Genomic DNA, 18,016 nt, shown 5'->3' on the forward strand with positions numbered 1-18,016 from the left:
GAGCCGTTCCGGCTCTTTGCCGCATGGCTGGAGGACGCCACCAAGAGCGAGCCCAACGACGCCAACGGCGTGGCGCTGGCAACCGTCGATGCCGACGGCATGCCGGACGTACGGATGGTGCTGCTCAAGGGGTTCGATGAAAAGGGATTTGTCTTCTACACGAATTTCGAGAGCGCCAAGGGCCGCGAGATTCTTGGCAGCATGAAGGCGGCGATGTGCTTCCACTGGAAATCGCTACGCCGCCAGGTGCGCGTGCGCGGGCCGGTGGAGATCGTCAGCGACGCCGAGGCCGACGCCTATTATGCGACGCGGCCGCGCGGCAGCCGCATCGGCGCATGGGCCTCGAAACAGTCGCGGCCGCTGGAAAGCCGCTTCGCGCTGGAAAAGGCGGTGGCCGAATACACGGCACGCTACGCGATCGGCGAAATCCCGCGGCCGAAGCACTGGTCGGGCTTTCGCATCGTGCCGCAGACGATCGAGTTCTGGCACGACCGCCCATTCCGGCTGCATGACCGCATCATGTTCTCGCGCAACGCCAAAGGCGGTTGGGACAAGACGCGGCTGTACCCTTAACCTTCGAATGCCCGCTGGAAAATCAATCCTTCTCCAGTTGGAACAGCAGGAAATGCGGCCGCTCGCTGGCGACGCCGACGGCCGGGCGTATGGACTTGGTCGCTTCCTTCGGCACCAGGAACGTCTCGCGCAGGTTGAGCGTGTCGCCGCTCTTGGCGCCGGAGAAGATCGCCGAAATGCAGGTCTGCACATCGTCCGTGGTTTTCAGCGACGCGATGGATGTCGGCGACCAGCGCCGGCCGTGCTTGTCGATGAGCATCACCTTGCAGCCGAGCCATCGGTTCTGCAGATCGGGATCGCCGATCTTCACTGAGAAGTCGGCCAGCACCGGCACCGAATCCGGCGGCAGGTTCGACATGCCGAAAGCGCCGCGCAGATCGGTCAATTTCCAGTCGCTGCCGCCGAAACGGGCGCTTTCGCCCCAGGCGACGCGGCGCGGGAAGAGGTCGTTGCCGCCAAGCAGCGCTTTGACGCTGTCATAGGACCCGATGGCCAGACTCAGCGGGACGAGCAGGACGAGCGACCAGAGGCTGCGCCGGCGCCGTTTCCGCTCGATCGTCCCGCTCTCTCGATCCAGACCCTGTGCCGTCATTCGATACCCCTCAGATCGGCTGCGTCATATCCAGCGTGTCGACCGTGCCGGGCGGCAAGCCGTCGGGCCCGATGGCGACCGCCCCGAGCGATATCACGGCCTGGGAGTCGAGCGCGGACATCAGCTTTTCCGAAATCAGCAAAGTGGCATCGCTGACCTCGTCCGGCCGCAGCTCGAAGATCAGCCTCGCCTTTTTTGGCAGGCCGGGGTCGATGGCCACGGGAAGCAGTCCATCGGTGAAGGACAGCCGCTCGGTCTGGTCATAGGTGAGGCCTGTCGTTCCGCGCCACGATGCGACCGCCACCGTCGTCGATTGCGCCCGCGCCGCGAACTCCACGGTGACCACGGCCCAGATGCCGCCGGTGGTCAGAACCATGCTGTCGCCGAACCTGTCCGCTTTCAGCTTGCGGGCGAACTCCACCTTTTCGGCGCGGACCTCGAAGCTTCGCCCGACGACCGTGTCGCCGAGCTCGCCCCGCGCGGGGATCGGCCCGATCAGGTCGCCATAATGCGGCTTCGATACTTGCAGGCCGTAGCAGAGCGACACTGCGGCGAGCAGCAGGACGACGTTGGCAAGCTTGCGCATCATGGCCGGATATCCGCGATGTCGGGCCCGCTTCCAATGGGCAGCTTCAGCGTCCCGATCGGCGTCGGATTGAACCAGCCGGGCAGGCCGTGGAGATTGTCGCGCTGCTTGTAGGTCTCGCGGATGACCGTCAGTTCGAGGCTCGCCGGCGGAGCCGCGCCGTCCGGCAATTGCCAGATGTAGGCCATGCGCTCCAGCATGCCGGGGTGCAGTTCCGGCGACAGCGTGGAATCTCGCGTGAGGACGATGAACGGTTTCGTCGCCGGATCGATCGTTGCCCGGTTCGCCTGCAGGACATCGAAATAGTCCTTTGTCGATTTGGCCGTCCGGTTGGTCATTTCGAGCTCGAGGACCAGCGCCTTCGCGCCAGGCTTGAGCGGTACGCCGTAGAGGTTCCCGCCTTCGGCGGCATACGCTTTGAGCGGCCTCAGCAGCCATTGACCCGTTTCGATCGGGCTGGCGGGCGCCAGAACGGAAAGAGGCTCGTGCCTTGCGCCGAAAGCGCCCATGACACCGGCGACTGCAATCGCCGCTGCGGTGCCGATGCCAGCGACCAACAAAGCTTTCAGGCGAGAGCGGGCGTCTTCAAGCATTCTGGGCACCGACTTCCGCGCCGTCCGGGGAGCCGGCTGGTTGAGCATCTTCACTGGTCCGGCGCTTCGGCAGCGCGAATGCCGTTTCGAGGATCGCGGCGAGGAAGCAGATCCTGAGCGGTTCGACAAGAATGCCGGTCGAAGAGTCCTGGAACGGGCTGCCGAAGAGCAGCGAGACGCCATCGGAAAGCACCTGCCAGGTATCGAGCTCATGCGGACCGAATAGCCGTGTCATGCCGAGCCAGGCCCAGGCCGCCAGCCAGTCGATCAGGCGATAGCCGACGATCAGCGTGACGACGAGCACCAAGCCCGAGCTCAGCGTGATGCGCACGCTGTTGGCGATCGGCAAATAGCGCGAGCGGTAGCCGGAGATGAAGTGCTCGACGAAGTCGCGCAGGAATCTCGGAATGGCGCGATAACGCTCGCCGAAATGTTCGGCGCGCCGGTGCATGCGCATCAGTTCCTTGTCGTCGCGCACGTCGTAGCCGTAGATCAGCGCGGCGAGCACCAGCCAGATCACCGGCAGGAGCATGTAGAAGAACAGGTCGACCAGCCTTTTGGTCGTGTCGATGGAAGTGACCTCCACGGGAACCATCGGATCGGCAAAGGCGCTTGCGATCGGATTGGCCATGCCGTCCGCCGCTGCCTGCAGCAAGGAAAAGATATTGCGGCTCATGATCCAGTCGACGACCTCGTCCTTCCAGCGCGAGATCACATAGAGACCGATGAAGATCCAGTTGGTCTCGCAGATGACCACGACGATCTGCCAGAAGGAGCGCGATCGGCCGCGCGTCTGCATGCCGGTGGCGAAGCGCCGGATCAGCCAGGAGATGACGACCGAAAAGACCAGCCAGCGCGAATCGAGCACATCGAGAACGTTGCCCTCCCCTCCGCCGAAAGGCGCCATGTCGAGCGCGACGCGCGAATACTGCCGCACCGTGTCGCCGAGAAAGCCCCAGGCGGCGTAGTAGGCGAAAAAGGGCAGCAGCGCGACCGTGATCATGCGCGCCAGCGGCGTGCCGCCGATGCGTCCCTCGCCCGAGCTTTCGCCTTGAGCCACCTGCTGCGCGGCGCGCGTTGCCGGCAAGGCCGGCAGCAGCGTCTGGAACATGGCGACGGTGACGATGAGCTGCGTCAGCGCGACCAGCGTCAGCAAGGCGAGCCCCGCCATATGGTTGACGAGGGCGGTGCGCGCGGCGATTTGCATGAACAGGTCGCCGAACACGATGCCCAGTAGCACCATGGCGATCAGTTGCGGCCAGAAGCGCCACCAGAGCTTGAAGGTCAGCGCCAGCGGCTTTGCGGCATCGGCAAGCATGTCGAGGCGTTCAATGCGTCAATGAACGCCCTCCAATCGCTCCGGCAGATCGATGGCTGCGTTTCGGGTCATGTCCTCTCCATTTCACGAGCCCCCGCCAAGTATAATCGGGACATAGAGCGGATCGGATCGGTTTGACACCCCTGCACCAACCTTTAGGTGAAATTGGCCGGCTACCTCGTCTTACGCTTGAAGCCATTTCCGGCCATACTATTGGAAAGACTTCAGGTCTTGGGAGAGACTGCATGGCAATCTTCCTGGCATTCCTTGGCGTCTCGATCATGGTGATCGTGACACCCGGTCCGGATACCGCGATCACCATCCGCAACACCTTGCTCGGCGGCCGCTCCGCAGGAATTTTGACTGCGCTCGGTGTCGGCTGCGGGCTGACGATCTGGGCGCTGGCGACGAGCGTCGGCCTTGTCGCGCTGCTCACTGCTTCCGAACCGCTTTTCCTGGCCGTCAAATATGCCGGCGCCGCCTATCTGATCTATCTCGGCATGCAAGCCCTGCGCGAAGCCATTTGGCCGGTGCAAAGCCATCATGCGCAGGCGCCGACCGTACCGCATACCCGGCTTGCCCCGGTCGCCGCGTTCCGGCAGGGCTTCATCAGCGATCTCGGCAATCCGAAAATAGCCGTGTTCTTTCCGAGCCTGTTGCCTCAATTCGTGCCGGCGGGACAGCCGTCCTTTCTGTCGCTGCTGCTGCTTGGCGTCGTCTTCGCACTAATCACCTTCAGCTGGCTGACCATCTATGCAACGGTTGTCGCCAAGGCCGGCGACTGGCTGCGCCGACCGAATGTGCGCCGGATCGTCGAAGCGGTCAGCGGCACGCTACTGATCGGCCTCGGCATCCGCATCGCGGCCGAGCAGCGATAGCTCGGTCAGCTCGCCTTTTTTCGCGTCATGAAAGAGGTGAGCGCGGCGCGCGCCTCATCCGACTTCAGCCGCTCGCGGAAATGCTCGCTCTCCACCTTGATGCGGGCGACGAGTTCCTCGCGCGGCTCACGCATCAGGTCGCGGGCGATCTTCAGCGCCTGCGGCGGCTTGGCCGCGATGTCGTTGGCGGCGGCCAGCACCGCGCCTTCCAGCGCGTCTTCCGCGACCACGTCGTAGATCAGGCCGGCGGCATTGGCGCGCTCGGCCGAAAAACCTTCACCGAGACCAAGCAGCGCGAAGGCGCCCTGCCGGCCGAGGATCCGCGGCGCCAGCAGGCTGGAGCCGGCCTCCGGCACGAGGCCGAGATCGACGAACGGCGTGCGGAAGAGCGTGCGCGGCGTGGCGAAGGTCAGGTCGCAATGCAGGTTGAGCGTGGTGCCGATGCCGACCGCGATGCCGTCGACGCCCGACACCATCGGCTTCTCCGCCTTGGCCAGCGCCATCAGAAAATCCCAGACCTCGTTGCCACCCTCGCCGCCGGTAGCGACGACGAGGAAGTCGGCAAGATCGTTGCCGGAAGAAAAGGCGCCGGGCACGCCGAGGAAGACGTGGACGCGAACCGCCGGATCGGCGTCACCCTCGACAAGGGCGGCCGACATTTTCGCGTACATGGCGCGCGTCAGCGCGTTCTTCTTGTCAGGGCGGTTCATGCGGATGATCTGCACTGCGCCCTGGCGCTCGATGAGGATATGGTCGGTCACGATGGTTCCTTCGAATGACAGGCTGTTCAGGCGATCAGCGCCTTGCCGGCGGCGGCGAGGCTGTCGGCGCCGTCGATGATGCGTTCCTTCAGAGCGCGCGTCTCGCCAAGCAGGTTCTCGGCAAAGAAGCGGCAAAGCGGAACCCGGCCACGGTCGGCAAGGCCGCCCTGCGCCAGATAGGCGCCGCCGGCGGCAAGTGAGATCAGCCGAAGGTAGGGCGTGGCGCCGGCCATTGCGGCATCGGCCTTGCCGTCGGCCATCAGCCTCTGCAGGAAACGCGTTGCTTCGTCGAGATCGGCGAGCGCCCGATCAAGGTTGTCGGCGGTGCGGCCGAAGCCTTCGATGTTTGAGGTGCGCACTCCATCGGCCACCGCCTTCAGTTCGCCGATATAGCGATGCACATGCTCGCCGCCGCCGAGCGGCAGTTTTCGCGAGACGAGGTCGATCGCCTGGATGCCGTTGGTGCCTTCATAGATCGGCGCGATGCGTGCATCGCGATAGAGCGCTGCCGCGCCCGTCTCCTCGATGAAACCCATGCCGCCATGCACCTGGACGCCGAGCGAAGCGACCTCGACGCCGACATCGGTGGAAAAGGCTTTGGCAAGCGGCGTCAGCAGATTGGCGCGGTCGCGCCAGGTGGCGGCGGCCTCGCCCTCGGCAACGCGGGCGCGGTCGATGGCATGTGCGCAGGAATAGCTGATGGCCCGCGCGATCTGGGTCAGCGCCCGCATGGTGAGAAGATTGCGCTGCACGTCGGGGTGATGAACGATCGGCGCCATGCCGGACCCCGAATAGTCCGACGCCTTGCCCTGGCGGCGCTCGTTAGCATAGGCGATCGCCTTCTGCGTCGCCGTCTCGGCCACCGCCACGCCCTGCATGCCGACGGCAAGGCGGGCGTTGTTCATCATCGTGAACATGCAGGCGAGACCCTTGTTCTCTTCGCCGATCAGCCAGCCGATGGCGCCAGGCGTCATGCCCTCAAAACCGTCGCCATAGATCATCGTGCAGGTCGGCGAGGCATAGATGCCGAGCTTGTGCTCGAGGCCGGAGCAGAAGACGTCGTTGCGGGCGCCGAGCGAGCCGTCCTCGTTGACCAGGAATTTCGGCACCAGGAACAGCGAGATGCCGCGCGTCCCGGCCGGCGCGTCGGGAAGTCGCGCCAGCACCAGATGGACGATGTTGTCGGTGAAATCGTGCTCGCCGTAGGTGATGAAAATCTTCTGGCCGAAGATGCGGTAGGTGCCGCCGCCGGCGGGCTCGGCGCGGCTGCGCAGGGCCGCGAGGTCAGAGCCTGCCTGCGGCTCGGTCAGGTTCATCGTGCCCATCCACTCGCCGGAGACGAGCTTGGCGAGGTACTTTTCCTTCAGCGCGTTGGAAGCGTGCTTGTCGAGCGCTTCCACCGCGCCCATGGTCAGCGTCGGGCCGATGCCGAAGGCCATGGCGGCGGAATTCCACATTTCGAGCGCGGCGACGGCGAGCATTGTGGGCAGGCCCTGGCCGCCGAATTCCTCCGGCCCCGACAGCGCGTTCCAGCCACCTTCGATCCAGCGCCGGTAAAGCTCCTTCCAGCCGGGTGGCGTGGTGACGGCCGCATCCTTCAGCACCGCGCCATGCTCGTCGCCGATCTTGTAGAGCGGCGCGACTTCCTCGCTGGCGAAACGGCCGGCCTCGGCCAGGATCGCGTCGACCAGGTCTTCGCCGAGATCGCCGAAGGTGCCGGCATCCAGCGCTGGCTTCAGCCCGGCCACATGCTTCAGCGTGAAGGCTATGTCCTCGACCGGTGCGCGATACATGACTGCTCCTCCTCCGTTTCGGCCAACCGTAGTCGCGTGGCCGAAGCGAGGCCATCCACCTTTGGGCCGGCCCGCATCTTCTTTTTACGTAAACGTCAAACTTTGTCACGCGGATTTTGCGGAGGTGGGACTTCGTCATCCACGGGCGGAGCGGGAGCGAAGCGGACGCGCAGACCCGAGGATCCATTCCGTGACCTCGTGCAAGGGCTCAGCGGAGCAGAATTCCGGATCGTCGAAACGCCTCAACGTCACGGAATGGATTCTATGGTCTACGCGCGTCGCTTCGCTCCTTGCTCCGCCATAGAATGACGAAGTCGCGAAGGCCATGACCAATTTTCAAGGCTGCAATTGCCGCTCAAAATTTCTACGACGAATTACATCCGGCTGGTATGATCCGCGAGTTGTAGACCAAAGCGCACCGGAATATCCCATGCTTGCCAGACCTGACGCCTATCGCTGCATCGAATGCGGCCTTCCCTATCGGGCGACGGGCTTCTGGTACCACGAGGGCAAACTCGAAAACGGACCAGCCTATTGGACGGACCGCGGCATATTGTGCTCGCCGCAATGCTCGCTGGCACATCACAAGAAGCGCGCCGCCGAAGGCACGCTGCCGCAGGAGCCGGCGCCCGATCCGTTCGAGGTGCAGCCGCTCTTCCGGCGCTGAGGGTCCAACGGTTTGAAAGCACTTCCTTAACCATAGCGGTTCAGGATCGTCCCCTGGTCAGTGGGGACAACCCTGATTGAAACAGCCGGCGCGCCCTCTTCGCCGCCTGGCGCTTCTCGCGGCGGCGGTTGCGCTGGGCACGGCGGCACAGGCCTCGGATTTCTCCGAGCCCTGGAAGAACGCCGACCGCGCGCTGGTGATCGACGCCTACGAATACAATTCCATCGACTGGGCTGAGCTCGCTACCGACAAGCGCGTCGTCGGCTTCATCAACAAGGCCTCCGACGGGCTGCCGCCGCCCTATTTCTGCTTCGGCGGCGAAACCGACGTCAAGCTCTGCAAGGCGCTGTGGAAGCGCTACGCGGTGACGCGCGAGCTGTTCCAGACGCGCAAGGTGGTGGCCAAGGCGCTCGGCCTGAAATGGGGCGCCTATCATCTTGCCCGCCCCGGCAATCCGGTCGAGCAGGCCAACAATTTCATCGATTTCGCCGAGCCCGCGCCGGACGATCTCATTGCCCTCGATCTCGAGGGCATCGATCCCGCGCAATGGATGTCGCTCGAGGACGCGGAAGAATTCGTGCGCCAGGTGCATCGCCGCCTCGGCCGTTTCCCTGTGCTCTACTCGAATGGCAAGACCGCCCAGTACATCGCCGACAACCGCTACACCTATCGGCTCTTGTCGCGGCTGCCGCTCTGGTACGCCCGCTACAAGCCGGACATCGGCGTGCATTTCCCGATGGGCAACTGGCAGGGCTACGCGCTCTGGCAGTTCTCGGCGCAGGCGAATTGCGGCCGCTTCCGCTGCCCCTATCGCGTGCCCGGCACGCCGAACGACATCGACGTCAGCGTCGCGCCGATGAAAGCCGACGAATTGCGCCAGCAATGGGCCTTCGGCGGGCTGATCGACGTGCCGGCGGATTACCTCGCCTCGATCCCGGTGCCGGTCCCGCGCGCAGCGGCGCTGGCCGGCAAGGTCACCATCACCTATGCCGACGTCGCGACGCCACCGACTTTCGAGGAGATGGTGGCGGTGCTCGGCGCGCGCTGGGATAAATTCCGCGACGGCTTCCGCATGCCGGTGGTGAAGACCGTGCCGCAGCGCCCGGGCTTCGGCATCGTCCAGTATGTTGCGTGGAAGCGAGCCGGGCAGCGAACGCCCGAACAGATCGACGCAGCCTTCGCGGCAGCCGACCCGGTCAGCACCGCATCGACGACACTCGATCGACCCCGCCACTGACCATTCGAGGTCAACTGCCCTTCAGCGATGGTTGCCGCGACTGGCATACATGCCGGTGGTGCGAAACTGCGTCGGGTTGATGCCGTAGCAGCGGCGAAAGACCTTGGAGAAGTAGTTCGCGTCTTCGAAGCCGCAGAGGACCGCAACCTCCTTGACCGGCAGGAAATCCGCTTTGGTGAGCAGCTTCGCCGCACGTTGCAGCCGTTGCTGCAGCACGAATTCAGCCGGCGGCAATCCTTCGCTTTCGGCAAAGCAGCGCGAGAAATGGGCACGACTGAGGCCGCTGATTTCGACCAGATCCGCCACCGGCAGCGGCTTGTCGAGATTGGCGTTGATGTGGTCGATGACAGGCTGCATGGCGCTCTGCTTTTCGGTGAAGGCATGCGAGCCGAAGATATCGTCATAGAGCGCCATCGCCGCTTCATAGGCGATCGCCGAAGCCGCGCCGGGCGAAGCGGCTCCCTTGATGAGGCGCAGGCTGCAATCGGCAAGGTGATCGACGGTCGCTGGCTGCAGCCGGAACACGGGACCCGAGACGCTGAGGATCGACTTGTGGATGCGCAGCGCCTCCTCGCCGTTCATCGAGATCCAGAAATATTCCCAGCGGTCGCCCTTGGCCAGCCAGTAGCGATGGTTGTGCGGCACCAGCACCAGCAGCGTGTCGTTCGCCTGCAGGCGGTAATTGCGGCTCTCGTAGCGCAACTGGCCGGTGCCGCTGATCGTATGCTGGAGAACCGTGAACGGGGTCTGGCCGCGCTTGCGACCGTCCCAGTCATAGGTCTCGTCCTCGCGCAGCTCGTAGCCCGTGCTCGTCGGCATGGCATGCAGGCGCTGGCGGCCGCGCGGCAGCGAGATCGTCCGCATCAGCTTTCCGTTGGCGATCAGGTCATGCAGCACAAAATTACCCTCGAAAGCATAATCCTTCTCTGGCCGCGCCTGCGAATAAGCGCATAATCCGGCTCCTCAAGAACGGGAAAGACCCGCGGTCGAGGAGCGGGCGGGAGGAGAAAAGCCGGATTTCCGGCTTTGAATGGCGTGCACGCGCTGGCGTGCGGCCATATCCTCCCTTGCTGCTCCTTGCCTAACATTCGATTGCATCGAGGTGAAGGTGATGAGTTTCAAAATCGCTATCATTGGCGCCGGCAGCGTCGGTTTCACCAAGAAGCTGTTCACCGACATTCTGTGCGTTCCCGAATTCAAGGACATCGAATTCGCGCTGACCGACATCAGCGAGCACAATCTCGGGATGATCAAGGCGATCCTCGACAGGATCGTGGAAGCAAACAATTTGCCGACCAGGGTGACGGCGACGACCGACCGCCGCAAGGCGCTGGAGGGCGCACGCTACATCATCAGTTGCGTGCGGGTCGGCGGCCTCGAAGCCTATGCCGACGACATCCGTATTCCGCTGAAATATGGCATCGACCAATGCGTCGGCGACACGATCTGCGCCGGCGGCATTCTCTACGGCCAGCGCAACATCCCGGTGATCCTCGACTTCTGCAAGGACATCCGCGCGGTCGCCGAGACCGACGCCAAATTCCTCAACTACGCCAACCCGATGGCGATGAACACATGGGCCGCGATCGAATATGGCAAGGTCGACACGGTCGGCCTCTGCCACGGCGTCCAGCACGGCGCCGAGCAGATCGCCGAAGTGCTCGGCGCGAAATCGCCCAAGGAACTCGACTATGTCTGTTCCGGCATCAACCACCAGACCTGGTTCATCGAATTGCGGCTGAACGGCCGGCCGATCGGCAAGGACGAATTGATCGCCGCTTTCGAAGCGCATCCAGTCTATTCGAAGCAGGAGAAGCTGCGCATCGACGTGCTGAAGCGCTTCGGCGTCTATTCGACCGAGAGCAACGGGCATCTGTCGGAATATCTGCCCTGGTACCGCAAGCGCCCCGACGAGATCACGCGCTGGATCGACATGTCCGACTGGATCCACGGCGAGACCGGCGGCTACCTCCGCTACTCGACCGAGACCCGCAACTGGTTCGAGACGGAATATCCGCAGTTTCTCGAAGCGGCGTCGAATCCGCTCGATCCCGCGAAGCGCTCCAACGAGCATGCCAGCCACATTCTGGAGGCGCTGGAGACCAACCGCGTCTATCGCGGCCATTTCAACGTGAAGAACAACGGCGTGATCACCAACCTGCCGCAGGACGCCATCATCGAGTCGCCCGGCTTCGTCGACCGCTTCGGCATCAACATGGCTGCCGGCATCACGCTGCCGGAGGCATGTGCGGCCACCTGCATATCCTCGATCAACGTCCAGCGCATGTCGGTGCATGCGGCGATCGCCGGCGACATCGACCTCTTGAAGCTCGCCGTGCTGCACGACCCGCTGGTCGGCGCGGTGTCGACGCCGGAGGAGGTCTGGCAGATGGTGGACGAGATGGTCGTCGCGCAGGCCGCCTGGCTGCCGCAATACGCCAATGCTGTTCCGGCGGCAAAGGAGCGGCTTTCGAAGTCCAGGGTCAAGACCCGCGAATGGGCGGGGGCTGCGCGGCGAAACGTGCGCTCGATCGAGGAATTGCGCGCCGAAAAGGCGGCACTCAAACAGGCCGGCTGAAGCTCGTACATGGAGGCGGCCCCGGGAGGCGGGTCTGCCAGTTCAGCCGTCTGGAATAACGGGCCGAAAGCAGAACAAGTCCTGATCATGTGGGAGGAGACAATGAGGACCTTACGCAGAATTGGCATTGCCGCCGGATTGATGCTCGGCGTTTCAGTTCCGGCACTCACCGCTATCGCTTCCGAGCCGACGGTGCCGCCGCAGCCGGCAACGTTCCCGGCCGAAGGCAAAATCAAGTATGTGGCGCGCGACTCCATCCTGGAGTTCAAGGCGCTGCCCGAATATCGCGAGCCCGACTGGGTGACCGAGAAATACGTCAAGACCGGCAAGCTGCCGCCGCTCATGGACCGGCTGCCCAAGGAGCCGCTGGTCTTCAAGACCGCCAACATGCCGGACGGCATCGGCGTCTATGGCGACACGATGCGCCATGTCATCGGCGGCAGGCCGGAAGGCTGGAACTACAGCGCTGGCCAGACGCAAGGCTGGGGCGGCATCGACATCGCGCTTTCCGAATGCCTGACACGCACCGCGCCACTGTTCCAGGTCGATGCAAAGGACACCGAGCCTCTGCCGAACCTCGCCAGGAACTGGGAATGGTCGAAGGACGGCCACAAGCTCACCATGCATCTCGTCGAAGGCGCCAAATGGTCGGACGGCGTGCCCTTCAACGCCGATGATGTCATGTTCTACTGGGACGACGAGGTCGTCGACCCGAACGTCTCGCCGCTGAACGGCGCGACGCCCGAAACCTTCGGCGTCGGCACGACGCTGAAGAAGGTCGACGACTACACGGTGGAATGGACGTTCAAGGAGGCGTTCCCGAGGCAGTATCTCTATGCGATGGCCTACGGCACCTTCTGCCCCGGCCCCTCGCACATATTGAAGCCGCAGCATCCGAAATATTCGAAGAATACCTACGACCAGTTCAAGAACGCCTTCCCGCCGGAATTTATGAACATGCCGGTGATGGGGGCCTGGGTGCCGGTCGAATACCGGCCTGACGACATCATCGTCATGCGGCGCAACCCTTACTATTGGAAGGTCGACGAGAAGGGCAACCAGCTGCCTTACCTCAACGAGCTGCAATACAAGCTGTCGACCTGGGCCGACCGTGATGTCCAGGCGGTCGCGGGCTCGGGCGACTTTTCCAATCTCGAGCAGCCGGAGAACTTCGTCGCCTCGCTGAAGCGTGCCGCTGAGAAGAACGCGCCCGCGCGCCTTGCCTTCGGCCCGCGCCTCATCGGCTACAATCTGCGCTTCAACTTCTCCGCCAATGGCTGGGGCAACCCGGACGAGCGCGGTCAGGCGCTGCGCGAACTGAACCGCAACGAGGACTTCCGCAAGGCCGTCACCATGGCGTTCGATCGCAAGGCGCTCGGCGATTCCCTGGTCAAGGGACCGTTCACCGCCATCTATCCCGGCGGCTTTTCATCCGGCACCAGCTTCTATGACCGCAAGTCGACCGTCTACTATCCCTTCGATCTCGAAGGCGCCAAGGCCGAGCTTGCCAAGGCCGGCCTCAAGGACACGGACGGCGACGGCTTCGTGAACTTCCCGGCAGGCACCGCCGGCGGCAAGAATGTCGAGATCGTGATGCTGGTCAACAACGACTACACGACCGACAAGAGCCTCGCCGAGGGCGTGGTCGCCCAGATGGAAAAGCTTGGGCTACGGGTCGTGCTCAACGGGCTCAACGGCACCCAGCGCGACGCCGCCGAATATTCCGGCCGCTTCGACTGGCTGATCCGGCGCAACGACACCGAGCTGACGTCGGTGGTACAGAACACCGAGCAACTCGCGCCGGTCGGCCCCAAGACCAGCTGGAACCATCGCGCGCCGGAAAACGGCGAGGTCGACCTGATGCCGTTCGAGAAAGACCTCATCGACATCGTCAACAAGTTCGTCTCGACGCAGGACAACGATCAGCGCGCCGACCTGATGAAGAAGTTCCAGAAGATCTCGACGGAAAATGTCTACAATGTCGGCCTGACGGAATATCCAGGCGCGCTGATCGTCAACAAGCGCTTCTCCAACATCCCGCAGGGAACACCGATCTTCATGTTCAACTGGGCCGAGGATTCGATCATACGCGAACGCGTCTTCGTCGCGGCCGACAAGCAGGGGAAATATGAACTCTTCCCCGAGGAGCTTCCCGGCAAGCCCGGAGACAAGGGGCCGATGAACTAGTTAACCTCCCTGACGAAGAGAACTCCGGTCGCGCCAGCTGGCGCGGCCGGACAAAGCCAAATCTCCGGTGACGCCCAGGGAGCGACCGGGAAGAAAGGAAAGCGGACCCCCGATGTTGCGATTCCTGCTCATGCGCATAGCGTCGGCGCTTCCCGTCCTCGCCATCTTGAGCCTCGTCACCTTCGCCATCATCCAGGCGCCGCCGGGCGACTACGCCGACTATATCCGCTCGCAGTTGATCAACCAGGGCGGCGCCTCCTACGCCGAGGCCGAAGCGCAGGCTCAGGCTTACCGTGTCGAACACGGCCTCGATAAGCCATTGCCCGTCCAGTATCTCAACTGGATCGGCGGCATCGTCACGCGCGGCGATTTCGGCTACAGCCTCTACTACAACAAGCCGGTGGCCGATGTGGTGGGCGAGCGGCTGCCGCGCACGCTGCTTCTGGCGCTGGTCTGCCATCTGCTCGCCTCGGTACTCGGCATAACCTTCGGCATATGGGCGGCGACCCGGCAGTATTCCTGGATCGACTCAACGCTTTCGGCCATCTCCTTCCTCGGCATGACGGTGCCGCGCTTCCTGATGGCGCTGATCATCGTCTATCTCTTGGTCTTCCAGTTCAACGTCTCGGAGATCGGCTCGTTCTTCTCGCCGCAATATGGCGGCGCGCCATGGTCGTGGGCGAAGTTCGTCGACCTGGTGAAACATGTCTGGCCGGTTGTGGCGATCGCGACCTTCGGCGGCCTCGCCTACAACATGCGCGTCATGCGCGGCAACCTGCTCGACACGCTCAACGCGCAATATGTCGAGACGGCGAAAGCCAAGGGCCTGACCGGCGGCGCGGTCGTGATGCGCCATGCCGTGCCCAACGCGCTGCATCCTTTGGTCATGTATCAGGGCGTGGTGCTGCCCTACATGCTGACCGGCGAGATCGAGACGGCGATCATCTTCGCGCTGCCCACCGTCGGGCCGGCGATCGTCGGCTCGATGGCCGTCGGCGACGTCTATGTGACGGCAACCTTCATGATGGTGCTGTCGGCGACGCTGATCGTCGGCAACATCATCGCCGACATGCTGCTCGCCCTTCTCGACCCGCGCGTGCGCCAGTTCGGGGAACATTAGATGCTGGCGCGCGACCCTTCACCCCCACCGCGGGCCGAAGGAGCGGTGAGCCAGCCCGCACACGGCAATGAAAGCTACATCGCGCTGGTCTGGCGCCGGCTGAGGCGCTCCTGGACCGGTATGGCCGGGCTTTGCCTTGTCGTGCTGTTCCTGATGATGGCGGTCTTCGCGGAATTCCTGGCGCCTCTGGACCCCAAGGCGACCGATATCGCCTTCGCGCCGCCGGAGGTGCCAACCTTCCACGACAAGGACGGCAATTTCGTTGCGCGGCCGAGGATCTATGCGCTGGCCGAATCGGCCGACCTCGATCCGGTCACCTTCCAGCCGATCGTCGGCCCGGATTACGACCATCCGCGGCTGCTCGGCTTCTTCGTCGAGGGCGCGCCCTACCGGCTTTTCGGCCTCATCCCGGCGAACCGGCATTTTTTTGGCTCGATGGATGGCCAGCCGGTCCATTTCCTCGGCACCGACAAGTTCGGCCGCGACGTGCTGTCGCGCGCCATCCACGGCTCGCGCGTCTCGCTGATGATCGCGCTCACCGTCGTCTTCATCGTCACCGTCATCGGCACCACCGTCGGCATGGTCTCGGGCTATTTCGGCGGCAAGTTCGACGTCTGGATGCAGCGCTTCGTCGAGCTTGTGCTCGCCTTCCCGCAATTGCCGCTTTATCTCGCGCTGACGACGCTGATTCCGGTCACCGCGCCGACCAACGTCTTCCTCGCCTTCGTCATCATCGTCATGTCGGCGCTGGGCTGGGCGCAGATGTCGCGCGAGGTGCGGGGCAAGACGCTGGCGCTGGCGCGGATCGACTATGTGCGCGCCGCCATGGCGGTCGGCGCAACCGACCGGCGCATCATCATGCAGCATATCTTCCCCAATGTGATGAGCCACGTGATCGTCGCGGTGACGCTGGCGATCCCGACGGTGGTGCTGCTCGAATCCTTCCTCGGCTTCCTCGGCTTCGCGGTGAAGCCGCCGCTGATCTCGTGGGGTCTGATGCTGCAGGACACCGCGACCTATTCGGTCATCGGCACCTATCCGTGGATCCTGTCGCCGGTCGGCTTCGTGCTGATCACCGTTTTTGCGTTCAACGCGCTGGGCGACGGCCTGCGCGACGCCGTCGATCCCTATTGAGGTGCAAGGAATGACGACGATCGCGCTCGCCGACAGCTTCGCACCCGCCGTCCGGCATGACCATGACGGACGCCATGACCAGCCCGTCATCGACGCCCGCAACATCGAGGTCGCCTTCAAGGTCGAGCACGGCATCGTCGAGGCGGTGAAGGATGTCTCTTTCCAGCTCTATCGCGGCGAGACGATCGCGATTGTCGGCGAATCCGGTTCCGGCAAGTCGGTGACGGCGCGCACCGTCATGGGACTGCTGTCGCGGCGAGCGACCGTGTCGCCGAGGTCGAGCGTCGACTATCTCGGGCAAAACATCCTGAAATTCCCGGAACGCGCCCGGCGCAAACTGCGCGGCAACCGTATCTCGATGATCTTCCAAGAGCCGATGAGCTCGCTCAATCCGATCTACACGGTCGGCAGCCAGATCGTCGAGGCGATCAGGGTGCACCGCAAGGTGAGCCGCAGGCAAGCCTGGGCGCGGGCGCTCGAGCTTCTCAAGCATGTGCAGATCCCCGAACCGGAAGCGCGGCTCAAGCAGTATCCGCACCAGCTCTCGGGCGGCCAGCGGCAACGCGTGATGATCGCCATGGCCTTGGCCAACGATCCCGACGTGCTGATCGCCGACGAGCCGACGACAGCGCTCGACGTCACGGTGCAGGCGCAGATCCTCAATCTGATCCGCAATCTGCAGAAAGAATTGCGGATGGCGGTGATCCTGATCACTCACGACCTCACCGTGGTGCGCAAGTTCTCCGACTATGTCTATGTGATGCAGCATGGCGAGATGCGCGAGCACAACGTCACCGAGCGGCTTTTCGCCGACCCGCAACATCCCTACACGCAGCGGCTGCTCGCTTCCGAACCGCATGGCCGGCCGAAGCCGCTGCCCGATGGGTCCGGCACGATCCTCGAGGCGAACGGCGTGCGCGTCTGCTTCACGCTGCGCCACGGCACATTCCTGAAACCGGACTGGCGCGAGCTGGTCGCCGTCGACGATCTCGACCTGAAACTTTGCCGCCACGAGACACTTGGGCTGGTCGGCGAATCCGGTTCCGGCAAGACCACCTTCGGCCAGGCGCTGCTCCGGCTGCTGGACGCCAAGCGCGGCGAGATCCGTTTCGACGGCCGGCCGATAGAGGGTCTCACGCGCGCCGAGGTGCGGCCGCTGCGCTCGCGCATGCAGATCGTCTTCCAGGACCCGTTCTCCTCGCTCAATCCGCGCATGACGATCGGCCAGATCATCGAGGAAGGCCTAGTCGTCAACAGGATCGGTGCGACGCGGCGCGAGCGCATCGAGCGGGTGCGCCAGGCGCTGGTCAGCGCCGGCATGCCCGGCGATATCCTGTCGCGGTTCCCGCATGAATTCTCAGGTGGCCAGCGTCAGCGCATCGCGATCGCGCGCGCCATCGCGCTGGAGCCTGAATTCATCCTGCTCGACGAGCCGACATCGGCGCTCGACCTCTCGGTGCAAGCGCAGATCATCGACCTGTTGCGCAAGCTGCAGGACGAGCGCGGATTGAGCTACCTCTTCATCTCGCATGACCTCAAGGTGGTGCGGGCGCTGTGCCATCGCGTCATCGTCATGCAGCACGGCAAGATCGTCGAACAGGGACCCGTCGACGAGGTCCTCACCAATCCCAAGACCGCCTACACCGAACGGCTCGTCAGGGCCGCATTCGACGTGGCTTAGAGTGCCGGAGGCTTACAGTGGCAAGAAATCCCAAGATCACCTTCATCGGCGCCGGCTCGACTGTGTTCATGAAGAACATAGTCGGCGACGTGCTGCAGCGTCCGGCGCTGTCGGGCGCGACCGTCGCGCTGATGGACATCAATCCGCAGCGGCTGGAAGAAAGCGCCGTCGTCGTCAACAAGCTGATCGCGACGCTCGGCGTCAAGGCGAAGGCCGAAACCTATTCCGACCAGCGCAAGGCGCTCGCCGGCGCCGACTTCGTCGTCGTCGCGTTCCAGATCGGCGGTTACGAGCCGTGCACCGTCACCGACTTCGAGG

General features: G+C 63.8%; 16 protein-coding genes and 1 pseudogene. 10 read left to right on the forward strand and 7 right to left on the reverse strand.

The annotated features are described in order from the left end of the window. The coding region (gene pdxH / locus EOA38_RS07995) for a pyridoxamine 5'-phosphate oxidase (protein WP_127298900.1) at positions 1-573 on the forward strand (573 nt) is incomplete at its 5' end. Positions 574-595: 22 nt separating this feature from the next. Here pdxH and EOA38_RS08000 read toward each other — a convergent pair. Genes EOA38_RS08000 through EOA38_RS08015 form a run of 4 tightly spaced genes read right to left on the reverse strand, consistent with a single transcriptional unit; the run spans position 596 to position 3,662 of the window. Further along, positions 596-1,165, reverse strand: coding sequence for a hypothetical protein (locus EOA38_RS08000; protein ID WP_127221819.1), 570 nt, complete (start codon positions 1,163-1,165; stop codon positions 596-598). A gap of 10 nt (positions 1,166-1,175) precedes the next feature. Next, positions 1,176-1,754, reverse strand: a complete 579-nt coding sequence (locus EOA38_RS08005; RefSeq protein ID WP_126095263.1) for a hypothetical protein — start codon at positions 1,752-1,754, stop codon at positions 1,176-1,178. Further along, positions 1,751-2,344 (reverse strand): hypothetical protein, encoded by a 594-nt coding sequence (locus EOA38_RS08010; protein WP_127221818.1) that lies wholly within the window; start codon positions 2,342-2,344, stop codon positions 1,751-1,753. The genes EOA38_RS08005 and EOA38_RS08010 overlap by 4 nt, the downstream gene beginning before the upstream one ends. Next, positions 2,337-3,662 carry a hypothetical protein gene (locus EOA38_RS08015; protein WP_126095265.1) on the reverse strand — a complete coding sequence of 442 codons (1,326 nt, stop codon included), beginning with the start codon at positions 3,660-3,662 and terminating at the stop codon, positions 2,337-2,339. Before EOA38_RS08015 ends, EOA38_RS08010 begins: the two co-directional genes overlap by 8 nt. A gap of 245 nt (positions 3,663-3,907) precedes the next feature. Between EOA38_RS08015 and EOA38_RS08020 the strand changes: the two genes are divergently transcribed. Beyond that, on the forward strand, positions 3,908-4,540 hold the full coding sequence (locus tag EOA38_RS08020; RefSeq protein WP_126095266.1) for a LysE family translocator: 633 nt from the start codon (positions 3,908-3,910) through the stop codon (positions 4,538-4,540). Between the two features lie 5 nt (positions 4,541-4,545). Here the strand turns inward: EOA38_RS08020 and EOA38_RS08025 are convergent, their stop codons facing one another. Together EOA38_RS08025 and EOA38_RS08030 are read right to left on the reverse strand one after the other, a co-directional pair. Then, a complete protein-coding gene (locus EOA38_RS08025; RefSeq protein ID WP_126095267.1) occupies positions 4,546-5,301 on the reverse strand; it encodes a crotonase/enoyl-CoA hydratase family protein in 756 nt (251 codons plus the stop codon). 26 nt (positions 5,302-5,327) lie between these two features. Next, positions 5,328-7,094, reverse strand: coding sequence for an acyl-CoA dehydrogenase family protein (locus EOA38_RS08030; RefSeq protein ID WP_127298901.1), 1,767 nt, complete (start codon positions 7,092-7,094; stop codon positions 5,328-5,330). 430 nt (positions 7,095-7,524) lie between these two features. Between EOA38_RS08030 and EOA38_RS08035 the strand changes: the two genes are divergently transcribed. Further along, positions 7,525-7,761 carry a hypothetical protein gene (locus tag EOA38_RS08035; RefSeq protein ID WP_127221638.1) on the forward strand — a complete coding sequence of 79 codons (237 nt, stop codon included), beginning with the start codon at positions 7,525-7,527 and terminating at the stop codon, positions 7,759-7,761. Positions 7,762-7,837: 76 nt separating this feature from the next. After that, positions 7,838-8,998 (forward strand): glycoside hydrolase family 25 protein, encoded by a 1,161-nt coding sequence (locus EOA38_RS08040; protein ID WP_127221640.1) that lies wholly within the window; start codon positions 7,838-7,840, stop codon positions 8,996-8,998. Between the two features lie 21 nt (positions 8,999-9,019). On the opposite strand, the gene EOA38_RS08045 is transcribed toward EOA38_RS08040, so the two are convergent. Continuing rightward, positions 9,020-9,862, reverse strand: a complete 843-nt coding sequence (locus tag EOA38_RS08045) for an AraC family transcriptional regulator (protein WP_127221642.1) — start codon at positions 9,860-9,862, stop codon at positions 9,020-9,022. A gap of 247 nt (positions 9,863-10,109) precedes the next feature. Between EOA38_RS08045 and EOA38_RS08050 the strand changes: the two genes are divergently transcribed. The 6 genes and pseudogenes from EOA38_RS08050 to EOA38_RS08075 all read left to right on the forward strand — a co-directional run. Further along, complete coding sequence (locus EOA38_RS08050; RefSeq protein ID WP_127298902.1) at positions 10,110-11,576, forward strand: alpha-glucosidase/alpha-galactosidase; 1,467 nt, start codon at positions 10,110-10,112, stop codon at positions 11,574-11,576. A gap of 102 nt (positions 11,577-11,678) precedes the next feature. Further along, positions 11,679-13,763, forward strand: a complete 2,085-nt coding sequence (locus tag EOA38_RS08055) for an ABC transporter substrate-binding protein (RefSeq protein ID WP_127221426.1) — start codon at positions 11,679-11,681, stop codon at positions 13,761-13,763. Between the two features lie 112 nt (positions 13,764-13,875). Further along, positions 13,876-14,883, forward strand: a complete 1,008-nt coding sequence (locus tag EOA38_RS08060) for an ABC transporter permease (RefSeq protein WP_127221424.1) — start codon at positions 13,876-13,878, stop codon at positions 14,881-14,883. Beyond that, entirely contained in the window at positions 14,884-16,017 is a 1,134-nt protein-coding gene (locus tag EOA38_RS08065) for an ABC transporter permease (protein WP_127298903.1), read from the forward strand. 10 nt (positions 16,018-16,027) lie between these two features. Further along, a complete protein-coding gene (locus tag EOA38_RS08070) occupies positions 16,028-17,698 on the forward strand; it encodes an ABC transporter ATP-binding protein (RefSeq protein WP_127298904.1) in 1,671 nt (556 codons plus the stop codon). Positions 17,699-17,715: 17 nt separating this feature from the next. Continuing rightward, positions 17,716-18,016, forward strand: a pseudogene (locus EOA38_RS08075) (alpha-glucosidase/alpha-galactosidase); the annotation flags it as partial.

Origin of the sequence: Mesorhizobium sp. M1E.F.Ca.ET.041.01.1.1 (genome assembly GCF_003997355.1) — a bacterium.
Taxonomy (GTDB): domain Bacteria; phylum Pseudomonadota; class Alphaproteobacteria; order Rhizobiales; family Rhizobiaceae; genus Mesorhizobium.

What these genes read in the sequence shown, in the direction of transcription:
- EOA38_RS08015 (WP_126095265.1), bottom strand. Translation starts at nt 3,662, where the DNA reads ATGCTTGCCGATGCCGCAAAGCCGCTGGCGCTGACCTTCAAGCTCTGG.
- EOA38_RS08055 (WP_127221426.1), top strand. Translation starts at nt 11,679, where the DNA reads ATGAGGACCTTACGCAGAATTGGCATTGCCGCCGGATTGATGCTCGGC.
- EOA38_RS08035 (WP_127221638.1), top strand. Translation starts at nt 7,525, where the DNA reads ATGCTTGCCAGACCTGACGCCTATCGCTGCATCGAATGCGGCCTTCCC.
- EOA38_RS08065 (WP_127298903.1), top strand. Translation starts at nt 14,884, where the DNA reads ATGCTGGCGCGCGACCCTTCACCCCCACCGCGGGCCGAAGGAGCGGTG.
- EOA38_RS08045 (WP_127221642.1), bottom strand. Translation starts at nt 9,862, where the DNA reads ATGCGGACGATCTCGCTGCCGCGCGGCCGCCAGCGCCTGCATGCCATG.
- EOA38_RS08060 (WP_127221424.1), top strand. Translation starts at nt 13,876, where the DNA reads ATGTTGCGATTCCTGCTCATGCGCATAGCGTCGGCGCTTCCCGTCCTC.
- EOA38_RS08020 (WP_126095266.1), top strand. Translation starts at nt 3,908, where the DNA reads ATGGCAATCTTCCTGGCATTCCTTGGCGTCTCGATCATGGTGATCGTG.
- EOA38_RS08030 (WP_127298901.1), bottom strand. Translation starts at nt 7,094, where the DNA reads ATGTATCGCGCACCGGTCGAGGACATAGCCTTCACGCTGAAGCATGTG.
- EOA38_RS08050 (WP_127298902.1), top strand. Translation starts at nt 10,110, where the DNA reads ATGAGTTTCAAAATCGCTATCATTGGCGCCGGCAGCGTCGGTTTCACC.
- EOA38_RS08000 (WP_127221819.1), bottom strand. Translation starts at nt 1,165, where the DNA reads ATGACGGCACAGGGTCTGGATCGAGAGAGCGGGACGATCGAGCGGAAA.
- EOA38_RS08005 (WP_126095263.1), bottom strand. Translation starts at nt 1,754, where the DNA reads ATGATGCGCAAGCTTGCCAACGTCGTCCTGCTGCTCGCCGCAGTGTCG.
- EOA38_RS08070 (WP_127298904.1), top strand. Translation starts at nt 16,028, where the DNA reads ATGACGACGATCGCGCTCGCCGACAGCTTCGCACCCGCCGTCCGGCAT.
- EOA38_RS08010 (WP_127221818.1), bottom strand. Translation starts at nt 2,344, where the DNA reads ATGCTTGAAGACGCCCGCTCTCGCCTGAAAGCTTTGTTGGTCGCTGGC.